The 18,838-nt window shown below is 67.0% G+C and carries 17 protein-coding genes; 11 read left to right on the top strand and 6 right to left on the bottom strand.

Annotated elements, in window-relative coordinates; genetic code table 11:
• Positions 1-2: 2 nt before the first annotated feature.
• Positions 3-1,055, bottom strand: coding sequence for an ATP-dependent DNA ligase (locus tag GOALK_RS11300; protein ID WP_006358952.1), 1,053 nt, complete (start codon positions 1,053-1,055; stop codon positions 3-5).
• A 145-nt stretch (positions 1,056-1,200) separates the two neighbouring features.
• Between GOALK_RS11300 and gluQRS the strand changes: the two genes are divergently transcribed.
• Positions 1,201-2,115, top strand: coding sequence for a tRNA glutamyl-Q(34) synthetase GluQRS (gene gluQRS / locus GOALK_RS11295; RefSeq protein ID WP_006358951.1), 915 nt, complete (start codon positions 1,201-1,203; stop codon positions 2,113-2,115).
• A gap of 129 nt (positions 2,116-2,244) precedes the next feature.
• Here the strand turns inward: gluQRS and GOALK_RS11290 are convergent, their stop codons facing one another.
• The 3 genes from GOALK_RS11290 to tgt form a co-directional block, all read right to left on the bottom strand.
• On the bottom strand, positions 2,245-3,261 hold the full coding sequence (locus tag GOALK_RS11290; RefSeq protein WP_006358950.1) for a hemolysin family protein: 1,017 nt from the start codon (positions 3,259-3,261) through the stop codon (positions 2,245-2,247).
• Positions 3,254-4,675: a hemolysin family protein gene (locus GOALK_RS11285; protein ID WP_006358949.1), complete on the bottom strand. Its 1,422-nt coding sequence runs from the start codon at positions 4,673-4,675 to the stop codon at positions 3,254-3,256. The genes GOALK_RS11290 and GOALK_RS11285 overlap by 8 nt, the downstream gene beginning before the upstream one ends.
• Before the next feature lie 286 nt (positions 4,676-4,961).
• Positions 4,962-6,218 carry a tRNA guanosine(34) transglycosylase Tgt gene (gene tgt / locus GOALK_RS11280; protein WP_006358948.1) on the bottom strand — a complete coding sequence of 419 codons (1,257 nt, stop codon included), beginning with the start codon at positions 6,216-6,218 and terminating at the stop codon, positions 4,962-4,964.
• Positions 6,219-6,335: 117 nt separating this feature from the next.
• Here tgt and GOALK_RS11275 point away from each other — a divergent pair, with 117 nt between their 5' ends.
• Positions 6,336-6,845: a hypothetical protein gene (locus tag GOALK_RS11275; RefSeq protein WP_006358947.1), complete on the top strand. Its 510-nt coding sequence runs from the start codon at positions 6,336-6,338 to the stop codon at positions 6,843-6,845.
• Positions 6,846-6,894: 49 nt separating this feature from the next.
• Complete coding sequence (locus GOALK_RS11270; RefSeq protein ID WP_040004148.1) at positions 6,895-7,692, top strand: MerR family transcriptional regulator; 798 nt, start codon at positions 6,895-6,897, stop codon at positions 7,690-7,692.
• Positions 7,693-7,713: 21 nt separating this feature from the next.
• Here the strand turns inward: GOALK_RS11270 and GOALK_RS11265 are convergent, their stop codons facing one another.
• Positions 7,714-8,529 (bottom strand): tyrosine-protein phosphatase, encoded by an 816-nt coding sequence (locus tag GOALK_RS11265; protein WP_040004157.1) that lies wholly within the window; start codon positions 8,527-8,529, stop codon positions 7,714-7,716.
• Positions 8,530-9,209: 680 nt separating this feature from the next.
• On the opposite strand from GOALK_RS11265, the gene GOALK_RS11260 reads away from it, so the two are divergent.
• The 5 genes from GOALK_RS11260 to GOALK_RS11240 all read left to right on the top strand — a co-directional run bounded on the left by GOALK_RS11260 (position 9,210) and on the right by GOALK_RS11240 (position 15,222).
• Positions 9,210-9,941 (top strand): ATP-binding cassette domain-containing protein, encoded by a 732-nt coding sequence (locus tag GOALK_RS11260; protein WP_006358944.1) that lies wholly within the window; start codon positions 9,210-9,212, stop codon positions 9,939-9,941.
• 4 nt (positions 9,942-9,945) lie between these two features.
• Positions 9,946-11,823 (top strand): YhgE/Pip domain-containing protein, encoded by a 1,878-nt coding sequence (locus GOALK_RS11255; RefSeq protein ID WP_006358943.1) that lies wholly within the window; start codon positions 9,946-9,948, stop codon positions 11,821-11,823.
• Between the two features lie 111 nt (positions 11,824-11,934).
• A complete protein-coding gene (gene gad, locus GOALK_RS11250; protein ID WP_006358942.1) occupies positions 11,935-13,344 on the top strand; it encodes a glutamate decarboxylase in 1,410 nt (469 codons plus the stop codon).
• 92 nt (positions 13,345-13,436) lie between these two features.
• The gene (locus GOALK_RS11245) at positions 13,437-14,111 is read left to right on the top strand and encodes a hypothetical protein (protein ID WP_006358941.1); all 675 of its coding nucleotides are present in this window, start codon (positions 13,437-13,439) and stop codon (positions 14,109-14,111) included.
• 58 nt (positions 14,112-14,169) lie between these two features.
• Positions 14,170-15,222: a helix-turn-helix domain-containing protein gene (locus GOALK_RS11240; protein ID WP_040004147.1), complete on the top strand. Its 1,053-nt coding sequence runs from the start codon at positions 14,170-14,172 to the stop codon at positions 15,220-15,222.
• 19 nt (positions 15,223-15,241) lie between these two features.
• Here GOALK_RS11240 and GOALK_RS11235 read toward each other — a convergent pair whose 3' ends face one another.
• Positions 15,242-16,555, bottom strand: a complete 1,314-nt coding sequence (locus tag GOALK_RS11235; protein WP_040004146.1) for a UDP-N-acetylmuramoyl-tripeptide--D-alanyl-D-alanine ligase — start codon at positions 16,553-16,555, stop codon at positions 15,242-15,244.
• 131 nt (positions 16,556-16,686) lie between these two features.
• Between GOALK_RS11235 and GOALK_RS11230 the strand changes: the two genes are divergently transcribed.
• The 3 genes from GOALK_RS11230 to GOALK_RS11220 all read left to right on the top strand — a co-directional run bounded on the left by GOALK_RS11230 (position 16,687) and on the right by GOALK_RS11220 (position 18,809).
• Entirely contained in the window at positions 16,687-17,763 is a 1,077-nt protein-coding gene (locus GOALK_RS11230; protein WP_006358938.1) for a D-alanine--D-alanine ligase family protein, read from the top strand.
• A gap of 69 nt (positions 17,764-17,832) precedes the next feature.
• Positions 17,833-18,243 carry a hypothetical protein gene (locus GOALK_RS11225; RefSeq protein WP_006358937.1) on the top strand — a complete coding sequence of 137 codons (411 nt, stop codon included), beginning with the start codon at positions 17,833-17,835 and terminating at the stop codon, positions 18,241-18,243.
• Between the two features lie 158 nt (positions 18,244-18,401).
• A complete protein-coding gene (locus GOALK_RS11220) occupies positions 18,402-18,809 on the top strand; it encodes an NADH-quinone oxidoreductase subunit A (RefSeq protein WP_006358936.1) in 408 nt (135 codons plus the stop codon).
• The last annotated feature ends 29 nt before the right edge of the window (positions 18,810-18,838 follow it).

Raw genomic sequence — 18,838 nt, 5'->3', positions numbered from 1 at the left:
GGTCATTCTCCTTCGAGGACGTCGTGCAGGTCGTAGGTGAGCGGAACCTCGAGCTGGTCGTAGCCACAACTCTCGGGATCCCGGTCCGGGCGCCAGCGGAGGAACTTCACGGTGTGGCGGAAGCGCTGGTTCTCCATCTGGTCGTAGGCGAACTCTGCGACCAGTTCGGGGCGGATCGGAATCCACTCCCCCGACTTCTCCGACCGCCATCGGGTGGGCTCGCCCGGTGACGGCTTGTCCGGGTCGAGGCGCATCGGCTCGAACATCTCCTGCAGCTCAACGCGTTTGGCGTCGGAGAACGCGCCCGCGCCCCCGACCATGCGCAACTCGCCGTCGTCGTCGTAGAGACCGAGGAGCATCGAGCCGATCCCCCTGCCCGACTTGTGGATCCGATAACCGAAGATCACGCAGTCCGCGGTCCGCTTGTGTTTGACCTTCAGCATCTCGCGCTTGTTCTCGACGTAGACGCCGTCGACACGCTTGGCGACGACGCCGTCGAGGCCGGCGCCCTCGAAGGCGGAGAACCAGTCCTCGGCGATCGACGCGTCGCTGGTGACGCGGCTGACGTGCATCCGCCGATCCCGGTCGCCGGGTCCGACCGCGCGCAGCAGCGCCTCTCGACGGACCTCGAACGGTTGTCCGTTCACCGCCGTCGATTCCAGTGCGAGTGCGTCGAAACCGATGAAGATCGCCGGCGTCTTCTCGGCGAGCATGTTGACCCTCGACTCGGCGGGATGGATGCGCTGCGCGAGCGAATCCCAGTCGAGCCGGTGGGTGTCGCCGATGAGTGCGGGTACCCCGATCTCGCCGTCGAGAACGACCCTGTCCGGCAGCTCGGCCTTCGCCGCGGCCACGATCTCCGGGAAGTACCTCGCCAGGTCTTTCCCACCCCGGGAGCCGATCGCCACCTCGTCGCCGTCGCGGAAGATCAGCGCGCGGAAACCATCCCACTTGGGTTCGTATGACCAGGCCGTCTCACCGTCGGGCTGCTGCGGCACGGCGGTGACCGCCTTGGCCAGCATCGGGGCTACGGGCGGCATGACCGGAAGATCCATGGCTTCACTGTTCCTCACTTCTCCGGGCGCTGGCAACGATCCGCCCGGAACTCCGGGGTGACCGTGGGGTCTGGCGCAGAGACAGACCATCGGCGAGACCGATTCTCATCGCGGGGCGTCGACGCGACGCGGTAACCTCGACGCGATGTCGACACAGCACGCAGCGGGCCGGTATGCGCCGTCCCCGTCGGGCGACCTCCACGTCGGCAACCTGCGGACGGCTGTGCTGGCCTGGTTGTTCGCCCGCACGACCGACCGCCGTTTCCTGATCCGCATGGAGGATCTCGACCGCGCGGTCACCGGCGCCGACGCCCGGCAACTCGCCGACCTCGCCGCGCTCGGCATGGACTGGGAAACTCCCGTCGTCCATCAGACCGAACGACGTGACATCTACCGCGGCATCATCGCCCGGCTCCGCGAGGCCGGCCGCACCTTCGACTGCTACTGCACGCGACGCGAGATCCTCGAGGCCCCGTCCGCTCCCCACGCACCGCAGGGCGCCTACCCCGGCACCTGCCGGACACTGACCGACGCCGAACGCGCCCAGAAGATCGCCTCGGGACGGCCACCCGCGATCCGCATCCTGGCCGACACTACCGAGTTCACCGTCACCGACCTGCTCCACGGCACCTTCACCGGCATGGTCGACGACTTCGTGATCCAGCGCAACGACGGCACGCCCGCCTACAACCTGGCCGTCGTCGTCGACGACGCCGCACAGGGAGTCGATCAGGTCGTGCGCGGCGACGACCTGCTGTCGTCGGCTCCACGCCAGGCCTACCTCGCCACGTTGCTCGGCGAGGCCCCGCCGACCTACGCCCATGTGCCGATGGTGCTCAACACCGACGGCGTCCGGCTCTCCAAGCGCGACGGAGCGGTGACCCTCGCCGACCTCGCAGCAAGCGGTGTTCCGGCCGGCACCGTCCTCTCGCACATCGCTCGCTCGCTGGGCCTCGCAGGTCCCGGCGAAACCGTCGATCTCCACACGCTCGCAAGCCGTTTCGACCCCGATGCCCTCCCCCGCGAACCCTGGCTGCTGGGCCCAGACGCGTTGAAGTGAGCGGCAGCGGGCCTTCGAGGCTCTCGACTGCCGAAGCTTGAGGATTTGACTGCCGAACCTCAACCCGACCGGCAGACGTCAATCGACGTCTGCGGGTCGGGTTGAGGTCGACCAGTGGTTGGCGGTGTCTCACACAGCAGGGTTGGCCGCCAGCAACCTCTGCAACAGGTCGTTGAGAGTGATCAACCCGATGGCCCGACCGGAGTCGGTGACCAGCGCGAGGTGGGCCCGGCGTTCACGCATGGCGGCGAGCGCCTCGTAGACCGGTTGCCCGGACTCGAACCGCAGCACCGGACGCATGAGGTCGGCGGCTGTCGCGTCCGGCGCCGCGCGCAGGCTGTCGCGCACGTGCACGACGCCGTGCACCGGGCCCCGATCAGCGTCGCGCACCAGCAGCCGCAGATGTCCCGAAATCCTTCCGGCAGTCTGGATCTCGTCGGCACTCGCGGTCGGCAGCACCGCGCCCAGGGTGTCGCTGGGCGTGACGACGTCGCCGAGCGTCAGCGATTCCAGTTCGAGCGCGCTGGTCAGATGCGCGTGATACCGCTCGTCGAGTGTTCCGACCGTCGCCGAGTGCTCGACGAGGTGGCGCAACGCGTCGCTGTCCTGGCCGGTGGCGACCTGGTCCACGGGTTCGACGCCCACGCGCCGCAAACACCAGTTGGCCAGGTGGTTGAGCTGCACGATGATCGGCCGCGTGAGCCACATGAAAGCCCGCATCGGCAGGGCCAGCACGATCGCCGACCGCTCCGGGTGCGCGATCGCCCACGACTTCGGGGCCATCTCGCCGACCACCAGGTGCAGGAAGGTCACGATGATGAGCGCCAGCACGAAGCCGACGATGTCGGCGGACCAGTACGGCAGGCCCCACGTCTCGAACAGCGGCGTGAGCCAGTGATGCACAGCAGGTTTCGTGACCGAACCCAGCGCCAGGGTGCAGACGGTGATGCCGAGCTGCGAACCCGCGAGCAACACCGACAGCTCCGATGCGCTACGCAGGGCCGCACGGGCGCTGCTACTCGTTGCGGCCTCGTCCTCGAGCCGATGGCGTCGGGCCGCGATCAGAGCGAACTCGACGGCGACGAAGAAAGCACTCGCCGCGATGAGCGAGACGGTGATCACCCCGATGACCCACGGGTTATCCATTGTCGGCCTCCCGTCCGGCGTCCGATCCTGCTGCGTCGGTGCTCACTTCGGTCCCGAGTGACATCGACACCAGCGCCGGCACATGCTTCTCGACCTCGAGGACATCGACGCGCACCACACGGGGTGGCGCCTCGTCGTCGTCGAGGACTGAGGCCGGATCGGGATCGATGGTGATCTCGACGGTCTCCCCGACCTCGGGCAACCCGACGAACTCGGCGATCACCAGTCCGGCGATCGTCTCGTAGTCGCCTTCGGGCAGTTCCCAACCGATCGCACGGGACACCTCGTCGACGTGGGCGTCACCGCGGACACGCCAGCCGCCGGCGGTCTTCTCGATCGCCGCGGAGGTCTCCGGGTCGTGCTCGTCGTCGATCTCGCCCACCAGTTCCTCGGCGATGTCCTCGGCGGTCACGACGCCGGCGAAGCCGCCGTACTCGTCGATGACGATGGCCATCTCCTCGTGTGCGTCAGAGAGGTTCTCCAGCACCTCCGGCAGCGGCAGGGTCGACGGGACGACGACCGCGCGGCGGCAGAGGTCACCCGCGGTGGCCGTCGGGACAGCCTGCGCGGGTTGTTTTTTCAGCGCGTACGACCACTCGAGAAGGTCGTGGAGATGGACCACGCCGAGAACTTCGTCGTCACCGGCGACCGGGTACCGGGTGTGCCCGGTACTCATCAGAGCGAGTACCTCGGAGGCGGGCAGCGACGCGTCCACCTGATCGGTGTGCGGACGCGGGATCATCGCGTGTTCGGCTGTGCGTGTGGGGAACTCGAGCACGCGGTCGAGCAGCACGGACAGGTCTTCGGGAAGCTCACCGGCGTCGCGCGACTCGGCGACGATGTGTTCGAGGTCGCGGACCGACGCGGAGTGTTCGACGTCGTGGACCGGCTCGATCCGCAGTGCGCGCAGCAACAGGTTCGACGCCTTGTCGAACAACGCGATCAGCCAGCCGAACACGGCGAGGTAGATCGCTGTCGACCGGGCGAGCCAGAGCGCGACCGGTTCCGGCCGGGCGATCGCGAGGTTCTTGGGGAAGAGTTCGCCGAAGACCATCTGCACGACGGTGGAGAACAGGATCGCGATGACCGTGCCGATCGCGACACCGACACCCACCGGGATGCCGACGTTGCTCAGCAGGTCACCGACCCCGGAACCGATCAGCGGTTCGGCGACGTAACCGACGAGCAGGCCGGTGACGGTGATGCCGAGCTGGGCACCGGACAGCATGAACGAGGTTCGCCGGGTGACGGAGAGGGCGCGCTTCGCTGCGGCGTCACCGGATTCGGCGCGGGCCTTCAGGCGGGAGCGGTCGACCGCCATGAAGCCGAATTCCTGGGCCACGAAGTAGCCGGTGACGGCGGTGATCGCGAGGACGACCAGGATTCCCAGGAAGATTCCGAGAACGGTCAGCATGTCGCCATCCGATCAGCGTCGACGCCTGGGACGTCGGGATGGATCTCGCAGTGGACTGCGTGTCCGGAACGCGGGTCAGGGCCCGGTTCGGGGCAGGGTGCGGACGGGTGTCGTCGGCGTTTTCGGCGCTTTGCGCGTCTCATCGTCTCTCTCGCTGGTACTCGATTACCCCTACAGGGTGCCGAGTGTTCGGGGGTGTACGCAACCTCGTTGCGATGGGGTCACAACGAATCACCGTTCCGCGCGGTTCCGGGACGTGACCCACCACACGGCGTCGGGGACGCGTTCAGTCCCGCGTCGAACCGTAGTAGCGGCGCAGGAACTCGTCCCGGTACTCGACGTACGTGCCGTCCTCGATCGCCTGTCGTGCGCGGTCGACGAGCGTGACGATGAACGACACGTTGTGCAGGGTCGCCAGCGTCGGGCCGAGACCCTCCTTCGCCTTGAACAGGTGATGCAGGTAGGCGCGGCTGTACTGCGAGGTGTAGTTCTCGATCTCGGGATCGAGCTGCCGGAAGTCGTTGCGGTACTTCGCATTCGTGATGTTGTATCGACCGTCGAGCGAGTAGATCGCACCGTTGCGGGCGACGCGCGTCGGCGATACGCAGTCGAAGGTGTCCACACCGTTCTCGATGGCGGTGAAAATGTCGTCGGGTTCGCTGATGCCCAGCAGGTGCTTGGGCGCGTCCTCGGGCAGTTCGTCGTTGACCCAGCCGACGATGGTGCCGAGGTTGTGCTTCTCGAGCGCGCCGCCGATGCCGTAACCGCCGAAGCCCTTGCCGCCGGCCTCGCGATCGGCCTCGCTCAGCGCGACGAGATCGCGGGACGCCTTGCGCCGCAGATCCTCGTACTGGGCACCCTGGATCACACCCCACAACGCCTGCTGGGGCCGATGTGCACGCTCGACACTCAGTCTGTTGTGCTCGGCCAGGCACCGGATTGCCCACAGCCGGGTACGCTCCAGCGAATTCTCCTGGTACGCACGGGTGTTCATCAACGTGGTGAGCTCGTCGAAGGCGAAGATGATGTCGGCACCGAGCTGGTGCTGAATCTGCATCGACACCTCGGGGGTGAAGCGATGCGACGAACCGTCGAGGTGCGACTTGAAGGTCACCCCGTCGTCGTCGACTCGCGACAGACGTTCCTTGCCCTCGGCGATGAGCGAGTCGTCGGGGCTGACCTCCATCGCGATGACCTTCTTGAAGCCGGCGCCGAGCGACATGACCTGGAATCCGCCGCTGTCGGTGTAGGTCGGGCCCGACCAGTTCATGAAGGCACCGAGCCCGCCGGCCTGATCGATGATCTCGGGGCCCGGCTGCAGGTACAGGTGGTACGCGTTCGCGAGGACGGCCTGCGCACCCAACTCGGCCACCGACTCGGGCAGAACGGTCTTCACCGTCGCCTTGGTACCCACCGGCACGAAGGCGGGGGTCTGGATCGCGCCGTGCGGGGTGCTGATCACCCCGGTGCGGCCGCGGGTGCCGGGCAGGGTGGTGCCGACGGTGTAGGCGGGGTCGGCGACTTCGGTTCCGGTACTGCTCACCGGTGCATCCTCCCAGGTCGGTGGCCTCCACCCAAACCGACGACGCCGCCGTCGGCCCCGTCTGCGCCCTCGACGACCTATCGCTCCGGCGTTCCGGCATTCGATACGGTGGGGACCATGTCGTGCAGAACGCGCCGCGCCATCGCCTCCGGGGCCAGGGTCGCCACCACCGCACTCGGCCTGTCGTTGGCCCTGTTCACACTGTCCGCGTGCGGTTCGGAACAGGATGTCACCGACACCTCCGCGAGCGGCGGGAACGGCGCTGTCGCTTCGGCGGAGCAACCCGCCGACGCCCCGTCGACCTCCGCACCCGTCGTCCCGGGTCGCAAGCCCGCGTCGGCCCGTCCCAACTCGGTCACCTCTGGTGCCGACGCGGACGAATCGACTCAGGGCGGCCCCGGCACCACCTGCGGCAGCATCCCCGGCCCCGACGGCGCGCTGCGTGTTCTGGTCCTCGCCGGCGACGTCGACTGCGACCAGGCGAAGTCGATCGCCGACGAGTACGGCCCCAAGATCGTCACCGGCACGCAGCAGTCGGTGGGCGGCTGGACCTGTGGGCCGTCGGCGCTACAGGGCGTGCTCGCCGCCTGCCAGAAGGACACGACGGTCATCGGTTTCGCTCCCTGACCCCAACTCGCTTGACCCTCACGCGACGTCAGACCCCAAGGTTGCTCATGTGAGTGAAGAGAAGCACCACCCGCTCCGCACTCCTGCGTCGGACCTGACCGTTGGCGTCGTCGCGGGGATGGTCGGAGTCAGTGTCCGCACACTGCACCACTACGACCAGATCGGTCTGGTGACGCCGTCGCGCCGCACGCCTGCGGGATACCGCGTCTACGACGACGCCGACGTCGCACGGCTCTACCGTGTCCTCACCTATCGCGAGCTGGGCTTTTCACTCGGGCGGATAGCGACCCTGCTCGACGATCCCGATGCTGACGAACTGCATCAACTCCGCGCGCAGCACGAGCTGCTCACCGACCGGATCGATCACTTGCACCGGATGGTCGCAGCGGTGGAGGAGATGATGATGTCGAAGAAGCAGGGGATCCAGCTGTCGGCGGCCGAGCAACGGGAGATCTTCGGCGACGACTGGCGCGGCGAGGAGTACGCGGCGGAGGCCGAGGAACGGTGGGGCGAGACCGCCGCGTGGCAGGAGAGCCGCAAGCGCGTCGCCCGGTTCTCGAAGGAGGACTGGCGGCAGATCAAGGCCGACGCCGATGACCTCGAACGGCGCCTCGCCGACGCGATGCTCCGCGGACTCACACCCGGTTCCGCCGAAGCCGATGCCCTCGCCGAGGAGCACCGCGCACAGATAAGCCGGTTCTACGACTGCACCCACGAGATGCACGTCGGGCTCGCCGACATGTACGTCGCCGACCCGCGTTTCACCGCGCACTACGACGAACAGGCGCCCGGGCTCGCCGTCTATCTGCGCGAGGTCATCCGGGCCAATGCCGAGAAACGGATCTGATCGACGCCGCCCGGTGTCTGCTCACTCGTCCAGATAACGCTTCCGGAGCGCTTCCGGCACAGCGGGATCCAGTCCCAGTCCGTCGCGGAAGTAGCCCTCGATGTCGCCGAACTGTGCGGTCATCTCCTCGAACGCCCCCTCGAGGTAGTTCCGCTGGACGCCGAGGATCGGCTTCAACACCTCGGGGTCGCCGCCGGCCGCCTGGAACGCGGCGAAGACCGGGTGCAGTGCCGGGATGAGCTCGTCGTTGGTGAGCAGGTAGTCCTCGAACACCTCGTCACGTCCGACACCGAGCACAGAGAGGAAGGTGGCAGCGGCCCAGCCGGTCCGGTCCTTGCCGGTCGTGCAGTGGAAGAGTGCCGCACCCGGCTGCGCGGGCTCGGCGAGCGCAGTGAACAGCCGGTGGTACGCAGCATGGGCGCTGGGCAGGCTCAGGATCTGTCGGTAGGTGCCCTCCATCAGCTCCGCCGCCTTACCTCCCCCGAGTGCCTCGCTCGCTGCAGCGACCGCGGCCGGATCGGCGACCACCTCGTTGAGGCGTGCCGGGATCGCGGTCGACGAGTCGGCCAGCACGTCGAGGGGAACCTCCACGACACCGGGCAGGGCCGGGTCCGGCGCGGCCGAACGCTCGGCAACCGTGCGGAGGTCGTAGACGGCCGTGATCCCCAACGCGTCGAATTTCGTGAGGTCATCACCCGCCAACCGGTGGAGCTCGGTGGACCGGAACACCAGACCGGACCGCACACGGCGTCCATCGGCGGTCGTCCACCCACCGAGGTCCCGGAGGTTCGGAACGGTGGAAAGGGACACGGCGTGGGCGTGGGTGAGATCGGTCATGACGAAAGATTCTGACAGGCCGATCCGAGTGGCCCCCGACAACGACTGGGTCCAGTGACCGAAATGTGCCACCGATTCACATACGACAAACCTGATGAGGCACTCCGGTGGCGTCGCGACGACGAGAAGTTATCCCGATCTTTGGCGTTACTCGCAGGTAACGGCAATATCGTGCCGTCTTCGGGGATTGCCCTGGCCCAGCGCTTCTTTCCCCCGGAAATGGGACCACGAAACCCAGTCCGTGGGATTCAGGACACATCATGAGGATTACAGCCGTTCACCCCAAACGTGCTGTTCGCGGACCCAGCGGGCACCTCGAACCGGACCCGGAGCCGTTACAGGTTGCCGGGGCGAATTTCGTGCCAGATTCGCCCTCTGTGACCTGCGCGTTCGCATTGAAATGCCGGATATGCCTGAGCTAAGTTCCAATGTATGTCCAGCAAAGTGACTGTTCACGGTCGCACAATCATCCGAGACACTCGGGTATTCGACGGGACGTCCGAAGGACTGATCGAGGGCACAGACCCACTCATCGAGGGCGACGCCGCGCGAATCTTAAAGAACCTCTGAATTCACCCCCAGCCTGTCGTACTGCTCACCGGCGGTACGGCAGGCGAGTCGGTTATGCCGACACAACGACAGAAAGTTGGACGATGTGGTCTTCGGATCGGGCGGCAGCGATGCGTGATGCCCCGGAGCCTGGCGGCACCCCCTCTGACGCGACCCTGATCGAAGGCCACGGACTCTCCGTGGATGCTTCGTGGGGCCACATCTACGGCCCGGTCGATCTCCGGGTCCGCACCGGCGGGGTCACGGTCCTCGCCGGGCCGGAGGGCCGAGGCCGTACCGCACTGCTCCTCACCCTCGCAGGTCGCATGAAGCCGACGAAGGGTGAGCTGGTCGCCTTCGACCGCTCGAACGACGCCCACCACCTGTTCGAGAACGCGGCCGTCGCGTGGATCGACGAGGTCGACGGGATCGAACAGACCATCCGTGTCAGCGACGTCATCACCGAGCAGATCCGGTGGTCGGCGCCTTGGTACAAGTGGGTCACGCCCGCGCGCGAGGAAGACCTCGAGCGCATCTGCCGGCCCGTCTTCGGCCCCTACCCGCTTCCCGCGATGGAATCGTTCGTCGAGGAACTCCCCGAGCTGACCGCGGCTCTCTTCCGGATCGCCGTGGGCAACCTGCGCCGTCCGCCACTGCTGGTCGTCGGCGGAGTGGACAACCTGACCCGGCGCGAGAACCAGGTCCATCTCATGGAGCGCCTCGTCGACCTGGGCCGTACCCAGACGGTGATCACCGCCGACATCAACGCCGTGTCCCCGGCCGGCGGCGTCCGTGACGTCATCCCCGTCGACAACCTCACAGATGGCCAGTTCATCGGCCTCGAGCACGAAGATCGGACGTAGGAACATGTTTGCCGCATTCTCGCCGGGCAGCGACATCAAGCGCTACTACCGGGGCCGGATGCCCCGGCTGGCGCTCGTGGTCATCATGCTCATGCCGCTCCTCTACGGCGCGATGTACCTGTGGGCGTTCTGGAATCCGTTTGCCGCCGCCGACAAGATCCCCGTCGCACTCGTCAACGAGGACACCGGTGCAGTCGTCGAAGGGCAGAAACTCGACGCCGGCTCCCAGGTGGCGGCCGGACTGATCGAGTCCAAGCAGCTCGATCTGCACGAGGTCTCCGCCGCCGAGGCCGCCGACGGTGTCGCGCACGGCAAGTACTACTTCTCGATCACGCTGCCCGCCGACTTCAGCAAGGCGATCGCCTCGCCCACGAGCGACAAGCCGCGTTCGGCGCCGCTGGTGTTCACCTACAACGACGCCAACAACTACCTGGCGACGATCATCGGTCAGGACGCCGCCCAGCAGGTCGTCAACAAGGTCAGCGCACAGGTCGGCGCGCAGACGTTCGAGATCGTCCTCAACGAGGTCGGGGACCTCACGCCCAAGCTGACGGAAGCGGCCGACGGCGCGAACGAACTTGCCGCCGGTCTGAAGACCGCCGACTCGGGCGCTCAGGAGCTCGCGTCCGGTCTCGGCCAACTCGACTCCGCACTGATCAAGGCCACCGATCCCCTGCTCAACGCACTCGGCGCCGACCAGACCGGTCTGTCCTCAGCCGAGGTGAATGCGGCCGCAGATCGACTCGCCCGCAATGCCGGAGCGGCGTCGAACGAACTCACGACCGCCGCGAATCAGCAGTCGCAGGCCAGCAAGGGCCTCGACTCGGTCATCGCCCAGCTGAGTTCGTCGCCGGATCCCACGATGCGATCTCTCGCCAATGCCCTTTCCCCCGCACAACAGTTCCTGCGCACCAGCGGACTCGGACCGGACGCGAACAACCAGCTCACCCAGCTGAACAACGACGCCAACCTGCTCTCGCAGCAGCTCGGCAATCCGAACAGCCCCCTCCGCCTCGGACTCACCCTCGTCGAGAACGGCGGCCTTCGCAACGACATCCTCGCCGCACGCGGTGCCGCCAACGAACTGAAGAGCGGCTCAGCCGAACTCAGCTCTGGCCTCGGTGAGCTGAGCGCGGGTGCCGACGAACTGGCGTCCGGTCTGGAAGAAGGGGTCAAGGCCATCCCGTCCTGGACCAACCAGGAGAAGACGGAGATCGCCAAGACGTTGGCACAGCCCGTCGCACTGCAAGAGGACTACACACACGAGGCCCCGACCTTCGGTACCGGCTTCGCACCGTTCTTCATGTCCCTGGCACTGTTCGTCGGCGGCATCATCACCTGGATGTTGTTGACGCCGTTGCAGTCCCGCCCGATCGTCCAGGGCTTCTCGTCGCTGCGCGTCGTATTGGCCTCGTACGCACCCGCTTTCGCCATCGGCTTCATCCAGGCGACCGTCCTGTACACGGTGGTCACCTTCGCGGTCGGGCTGCGTGCCGAGTACCCGATAGCCACGTTCCTGTACCTGTTGCTCGTGGTCGCGACCTTCATGGCGATGATCCAGATGTTCAACGCGGTCTTCGACGTCGCGGTCGGACGTGTTGTGACACTGGCGTTCCTGATGATCCAGCTGGTGTCCGCGGGTGGTATCTATCCCGTGCCGACCACGGCCACGCCGTTCCAGTACATCCACTACGTGGACCCGATGACCTACACGGTGGAGGGCCTCCGACAACTCACGGTCGGCGGCATCGACTACCGACTGTGGCTCGCCATCGGTGTCCTCAGCGGAATCACCCTGGGCTGCCTGGCCATCTCGTCGTGGGCCGCCCGTCGAAACCGCCAGTACACGATGGACCGTCTGTATCCGCCGGTGGAAGTCTAGGGAGGTCGAGACAGGCAAGCCCCCGTGACTGTCGTCTACCTCGAGTAGATCGCTTCAACCGCCCCATTTCCGGTATTGAGCGCCTTAGCATCTGAACACCAGGAGGAATACATGACACCCAAATCGAACTCGCAGGCCCGCGCCACGACCAACATCGGCGACAACCTGAATCTGCGGACCGTCTTCACCCGCCCGGGCGAGGCCACCGATCTGCCCAAGTTCTCGATGGCCGACGACATGCTGCTGCCCGAGACCGCCTACCAGATCGTCCACGACGAGGCGATGCTCGACGGCAACGCGCGCCTGAACCTGGCGACCTTCGTGTCGACCTGGATGGACGACGAGGCGAAGAAGCTCTACTCCGAGACCGTCGACAAGAACATGATCGACAAGGACGAGTACCCGCAGACGGCCGCCATCGAGGACCGCTGCTGGAAGATCCTCGCCGACCTCTGGCACAACCCGAACGTCGACAACGCCATCGGCACCTCGACCATCGGTTCGTCGGAGGCCTGCATGCTCGGCGGCCTGGCCCTCAAGCGCCACTGGCAGGCCCGCCGCAAGGCCGAGGGCAAGTCCACCGAGACCCCGAACCTGGTGCTGTCCACCGCCGTTCAGGTCTGCTGGGAGAAGTTCTGCAACTACTTCGAGGTCGAGCCCCGCTGGGTGCCGATCAGCCCCGACCACATGGTCCTCGACGGCCACGAGCTCGAGAAGTACGTCGACGAGAACACCATCGGCGTCGTCGCCATCATGGGCCAGACCTACACCGGCATGTACGAGCCGGTGAAGCAGATCGCCGCCAAGCTGGACCAGATCCAGGCCGACACCGGCCTCGACGTGAAGATCCACGTCGACGGCGCGTCGGGCGCGATGATCGCTCCGTTCTGCCAGCCCGACCTGGAGTGGGACTTCCGCGTCGACCGCGTCGTCTCCATCAACACCTCGGGCCACAAGTTCGGCCTCGTCTACCCGGGTGTCGGCTGGATCGTGTGGCGCGACACCGAGGCGCTGCCGGAGAGCATGGTCTTCCACTGCAGCTACCTCGGTGGCGACATGCCCACCCTGGCTCTGAACTTCTCGCGTCCCGGCGCCCAGGTGCTGCTGCAGTACTACCAGTTCCTGCGCCTCGGCCGTGAGGGCTACCGCCAGGTCCAGCAGGGTTCGCTCGACGTCGCGCAGTGGCTGTCGTCGGAGATCGCCAAGATCGACGCCTTCGAGCTCGTCAGCAAGGGCGACACCATCCCGGTCTTCGCATGGCGCCTGAAGTCGGGCCACACCGACAACTGGAACCTCTACGACCTGTCTGATCGCCTGCGCATGAAGGGCTGGCTGGTCCCGGCCTACCCGATGGCCGACGACCTCGCCGACCTCACCGTCCAGCGCATCGTCGTCCGCGCCGGCCTGAGCCACGACCTCGCGCGTGCCCTCATCGCCGACATCCAGACCGAGGTCGACTTCCTCGATCGTCTCGAGGGCCCGATCCCGGCCGAGGGTGAGCGCTCGCACTTCCACCACTGATCGCCGAGATCGTCGCGATCCCCTGATGTGTCCCCGGCCTGGCATCCCTTCCAGGCCGGGGACGCATCGTCGCATTCACAGACAGGTAGAAAATGAGTATTGCCGCGTCAGCCCCCAGACGCAGCACGGTCTTCATCCCGACCCTGAACAAACAGTGTTGGGGCTTCATGATCGGATCCGCACTCTTCGCGTTGAGCGCGGCGCCGGGCTTCGGCAGCTCGGCTGGATCGTCGGCCGTCAATCTCTGCTGCTTCGTCGGGGCGTGGTTCTTCACCGCCGCCGGCCTGATCCAGCTGATCCTGAGCGGCCCCGTGACGACCAAGGTCGACTACGGCAGCGGCATCATGGTGCGCGCCGACTGGCTCGCGGCGTCGACCCAGTCGTTGGGAACGATCCTGTTCAACGTGAGCACCACCGCGGCACTCACCGCGCATTCGATCCCCTCCCAGAGAGAGTTCGTCTGGTCGCCGGATGCCGGCGGATCGATCCTCTTCCTCGTCAGCGGCTTCATGGCCGTTCGCGGCTACCGGCACGCACACAAGTTCTTCGACCCGGGTTCGGCCGGCTGGTGGTCGGTGCAGATCAACCTCATCGGATGCATCGCCTTCGGCGTCGCCGCGGTGGGCGCCTACGTGTCCCAGGGCGGAGTCACGGTCGACACGGCGATGGCGAACTGGGGAACCTTCATCGGAGCGATCTGCTTCTTCATGGCGTCCCTCGTGGTCCTCCCGGCCTGGAACCGGAACTCGTCGGGTGAGTCGGCATGACCGGATCACGTACACAACCGGATCCCGGCGGGGGCGCACCGGCACCGGGGAGCCGGGGATGACCGAGTTGTTCCGGAACGAGGTCTCGTCGGCACCCCTGCCCCCGAAGGTGATCGAGACGTGGGAGCGCCGTGTCGGCGTGCACCGCAGCAACATCCACGCCGAGCCGATCCGACTCACCGGACCCGACGGAATGCGCCACTACGGGCAGCACGTCGAGGTACGGACCGATGACCCCGGTTCGTTCGACTCGCTGATGTACGTACGTCAGCTCTCGATGATCGGCACGTTCTGCAGCCTGCACACCCCGCTCGAGGTGTCGCGGAACCCGCGCCTCATCTCCGAACAGCCCTCCGAAGACCTGGTCATCGGGGTGCACACCCTGGAGGGCAAGCACATCATCCGCCAGGGGTCACGCGATTTCGCCTACGGCCCCGGGCAACTCGCCTTCGTCAGCAATGCATCCCCCTACCTCGAGCGGACCTTCGAGATCAATGACCCTGCGGGCCTGGTGATCCCGCTCGAACTCCTCGGGAACCAGCGCCGCGTCGCCGAGCAGGCCCGCCGGCCGGTCGCCTCTCACACCCTGCTGGCGCGCGCCACCGCATCGTTCATCCTTCAGTTCGCGTCGGACACCGCGGTCGGCGTGACCGAACCCGGCCCGGACACGGAGATGGCCGCCATCGAATTGGTTCGCGCTGCACTCGGACAGCTCGACTACGACAATCGACAGATCACCGACAACGCCCTTTTCGTGCGGGAGGCGGTCTCCGACCTCATCGAGCGTCACCATCGCGATCCCTCGTTCACCCCGAACGCGATCGCCCGCTACCTGCACATCAGCCGCCGTCAGCTGTACCGGCACTTCGAGGACACCGAGGACTCGTTGGCCGCACGCATCGCCGACCGCAGACTCAAGACCGCCTGCGAGTTCCTCCGGACACGTCCGGACATGGCGGTCTCCGAGGTGGCCAGGATCTCCGGCTTCCCGTCGAGTCCCACGATGCGCAACCGCTTCCGGGCCGAACTCGGGATCGGCCCGAGCGAGTACCGCGCCCGCGCGGCCGCCGAGGCCGACCCCGTGGAGAACTGGGAATCACCGACCGCGTGACACGCGGCCGGCCCGGACCTCAGCTCAGCAGGGCCTGCGCCACCCGCTCCAGTGCGGCGACGCGACTTCCTTTGACCAGTACCGCATCTCCTCCGGCGAGGTCGCCGAGTGCGGCAACCGCTTCGTCGACGCCGGAGGTGTGGCGCGCGGTGTCGCCGTAGTCGGGTTCGTCGACCGCGATGACCTCGATGCCGAGTTCGTGTGCCTCGAGTGCGATCGCGTGATGCTGGGCCGGAGAGTCCGATCCGAGTTCTGCCATGGTGCCGAGAACGGCGACGCGTCGTCCCGCGGGCAGCGCGGCGAGCGACTTCAGTGCCGCCGACATCGACGTCGGGTTCGCGTTGTAGGCGTCGTTGAGCACGATCGTGCCGTCGGCGTTCTTCGCGAGTTCCATTCGCAGACCGGACAATTCGGCGGCAGACATACCATTGGCGATGTCCTCGACGGACACTCCGAGACCGCCGCCGGCCGCCGCGGCCGCGAGCGCGTTGGGGACCTGGTGCTCACCCCGCGCGCCGAGGCGCACGTCGGTCGAACCCCACGGTGTGTGCAGCCGGAACGATGCTCGCAGCTCGTCGTCGACGACGATGTCCGACGCGTACACGTCGGCGTCCGGCGACAGGCCGTACCGCAGCACCCGGGCCGAGGTGCGATCCGCCATCGCCGCGACGTACCGGTGATCGGCGTTCAGAACCGCGATCCCGTCGGCCGGAAGGGACTCGACCAGCTCACCCTTCGCGCGGGCCACCGATTCGATGTCCCCGAACAACTCGAGGTGGACACCTTCGACGCGCGTGATCACGCCGACGGTCGGGCTCGCGATGGAGCACAGCAGGTCGATGTGGCCGATCCCGCGCGCACCCATCTCGAGGACCACGGCTTCGACGTCGTCGGCCGCGCCCGCCAGGGTCAGCGGAAGGCCCAGTTCGTTGTTGAAGGACTTCTCGCTCGCCGCGGTGCGGTAGGTGGTCTGCAGGACCCCGGCCAGGAGGTCCTTGGTGGAGGTCTTGCCGACCGAGCCGGTGATGCCCACGACGCGGTCGGGAATACGGCCGCGGACCGCACGCCCGAGATCAGCGAGGGCCAGGGCGGTGTCGGGGACGCGAATGGCGGTGCCGCGAGAGACCTCCGCGCGCGCGGTGAAGTACGCCGCCGCGCCGCTCTCCAGGGCCGACGGGATGAAGTCGTGACCATCCCGCTCGGCGACGATCGGCACGAAGAGCTGACCCGGCCGGACATTGCGCGAGTCGATGCTCGCCCCGTCGATCTGCACGTCGGGACCGATCAACTCGCCGCCGACGGACGCTGCGACCTCACTCGCCAAGAAATGCACGACCTCACGCTAGCCGACGTCCGCGGACCGGCTTCCCGAGCCGTCTGCGCTGCTGGTCGAGCCGTGTCGAAACCCACAACCGGCCACGCCACCCCGAGAACTCGGTTGCCGGGGGCCGTATCGTGACATGCATGTCTTCGCGGCTCCTGCGTCTTGTGGTCCTCTATGGCGGGGTGTCCGCCGAACATGATGTGTCACGGGTCACAGCCGCGCATGTTCTCGCCGCCGCTGACCGGGCCAAATACGACCTGGTCCCCATCGGCATCGCCAAGGACGGCACCTGGCTGCGCAACGACAAGGCCATCGCCGCGATCGCCGACGGCACCCCGCTCCCGGACGTCCTGGAGGTGGCCGGCACCGTCGTCGACCCGCTGACCGAACTCCGCGGACACGCCGACCAGGCGATCACCGTCGTCCTGCCGCTGCTGCACGGTCCGCACGGCGAGGACGGCACCATCCAGGGGATGCTCGAGCTGTTCAAGCTGCCCTACGTCGGCGCCGGGGTGCTCTCGTCGGCGGTGTGCATGGACAAGGCAATGGCGAAGATCGTCGCCGCGCAGGCCGGCATCCCGCAGTGCCGCTGGGTCGAGTTCCGCGACGGCGTCGACGACCCGGACACGATCGTCCCGCGGGTCGTCGAGGAGCTGGGGCTCCCGGTGTTCGTCAAGCCCGCGAACCTCGGATCGTCGGTCGGCATCACCAAGGCGCACGACAAGCGTGAGCTGGACGCCGCGATCAACCTGGCCCTGCGCTACGACAACGTGGTGATCATCGAGGAGAACGTCACCGGTCGCGAGATCGAGGTGGCCGTCCTCGGCGACACCGCCCCCGAGACGTCGGTGCCCGGCGAGATCGAACCCGGCAGCGAGTTCTACGACTACGAGGACAAGTACGTCACCGGCGCGGCGAAGCTCGTCATCCCGGCGGTCCTCCCCGACGCCGCGATCGCCGAGGTCAAGGAGCTCGCGGCCCGGACGTTCACGGCGATGCGCTGCACCGGCATGGCCCGTGTGGACTTCTTCTACGAGGCCGACGGTCGCGGCTGGCTGCTCAACGAGGTCAACACCATCCCCGGGTTCACCCCCGGTTCGATGTACCCGAAGCTGTGGGAGGCCACCGGGGTGCCCTACGCCGATCTCATCGACCAGCTCGTCGCCTTCGCGCTCGAGGTCCACCGGCGCCGCGCCGGCTTCTCGACCGAGCACTGAGCCACCCGACGACCGACGCGCGGGTCAAGTCACCCGAACCGGACGTCGAACGGCGGTAGCATCGCACGCGTGACCCACACCCAGGCTGCCCGGTCGCTGCGCGTGCTGGTCTTTTCCGACGATTCGGAGACCCGGGCCCAGGTCATCGGTGCGCTCGGTACCCGGCCGTCCCAGGGCATCCCCGAGCTCAGCTTCATCGAAGTCGCCACGGCTCCAATGGTCTTCGCCCAGCTCGACGCCGGCGTGGTCGATGCGGTGATCGCCGACGGCGAGGCCTCCCCGGCCGGCGGGATGGGGATCGCCAAGCAGATGAAGGACGAGCTGGACCCGAGCCCACCGGTGCTCGTACTGCTCGGCCGCGCCGACGACCGGTGGCTCGCCGAATGGTCGCGGGCCGATGCCGTCGCCACTCTCCCGGTCGATCCGATCGCCCTCGCAGAGGCCTTCGTCGAGATGGTCGAGAAACGCCGAACTGCCTGAAACGGGTGACTCCCGCGGGACGACCACCTAGGCTTGTGGTGTAGCTCACAACCGCGTCGGGAGGTTCTGACCGAACCCCTGGCACGGGCAGGACAATCGCCGAGCCGGAATCGCCCACCAGGTGTTTCGGCCGCCCGGAGCGAGGAGGAGTCCACGCTTTGAACGCCTACGTCCCGATCATGATCCTCGGGGCAATCGGCGTGGCGTTTGCCGTTTTCAGCGTCTTCATCGGTATCGCGATCGGCCCGAAACGGTACAACCGCGCCAAACTCGAGGCGTACGAGTGTGGCATCGAGCCGGTCGGCCAGAGTCTCCTGACTCCCGCCTCCCGTCGCGGGGGCGAGGGCCCCACGTTCAGCGGCCCGATCCAGCGGGTGCCGGTCAAGTACTACCTCACCGCGATGCTGTTCATCATCTTCGACATCGAGATCGTCTTCCTCTACCCCTGGGCCGTCGCCTTCGACTCCTTCGGCTGGTTCGGCCTCGCGGCCATGCTCTTGTTCATCGTCAACGTCTCGGTCGCCTACGCCTATGAATGGCGTCGTGGCGGACTGAGCTGGGACTGAGGACTTTTCACCCGGTCACCGTCTGCAAG

Origin of the sequence: Gordonia alkanivorans NBRC 16433, assembly GCF_000225505.1 — a bacterium.
Taxonomy (GTDB): domain Bacteria; phylum Actinomycetota; class Actinomycetes; order Mycobacteriales; family Mycobacteriaceae; genus Gordonia; species Gordonia alkanivorans.
The sequence above is the reverse complement of the archived record's forward strand: the minus strand, read 5'-3'. Positions and strand labels throughout refer to the sequence as shown.

Coding starts and splice junctions, on each gene's coding strand:
- GOALK_RS11300 (WP_006358952.1), bottom strand. CDS start 1,055: ATGGATCTTCCGGTCATGCCGCCCGTAGCCCCGATGCTGGCCAAGGCG.
- gluQRS (WP_006358951.1), top strand. CDS start 1,201: ATGTCGACACAGCACGCAGCGGGCCGGTATGCGCCGTCCCCGTCGGGC.
- GOALK_RS11290 (WP_006358950.1), bottom strand. CDS start 3,261: ATGGATAACCCGTGGGTCATCGGGGTGATCACCGTCTCGCTCATCGCG.
- GOALK_RS11285 (WP_006358949.1), bottom strand. CDS start 4,675: ATGCTGACCGTTCTCGGAATCTTCCTGGGAATCCTGGTCGTCCTCGCG.
- GOALK_RS11275 (WP_006358947.1), top strand. CDS start 6,336: ATGTCGTGCAGAACGCGCCGCGCCATCGCCTCCGGGGCCAGGGTCGCC.
- GOALK_RS11265 (WP_040004157.1), bottom strand. CDS start 8,529: ATGACCGATCTCACCCACGCCCACGCCGTGTCCCTTTCCACCGTTCCG.
- GOALK_RS11260 (WP_006358944.1), top strand. CDS start 9,210: ATGCGTGATGCCCCGGAGCCTGGCGGCACCCCCTCTGACGCGACCCTG.
- GOALK_RS11255 (WP_006358943.1), top strand. CDS start 9,946: ATGTTTGCCGCATTCTCGCCGGGCAGCGACATCAAGCGCTACTACCGG.
- gad (WP_006358942.1), top strand. CDS start 11,935: ATGACACCCAAATCGAACTCGCAGGCCCGCGCCACGACCAACATCGGC.
- GOALK_RS11245 (WP_006358941.1), top strand. CDS start 13,437: ATGAGTATTGCCGCGTCAGCCCCCAGACGCAGCACGGTCTTCATCCCG.
- GOALK_RS11240 (WP_040004147.1), top strand. CDS start 14,170: ATGACCGAGTTGTTCCGGAACGAGGTCTCGTCGGCACCCCTGCCCCCG.
- GOALK_RS11230 (WP_006358938.1), top strand. CDS start 16,687: ATGTCTTCGCGGCTCCTGCGTCTTGTGGTCCTCTATGGCGGGGTGTCC.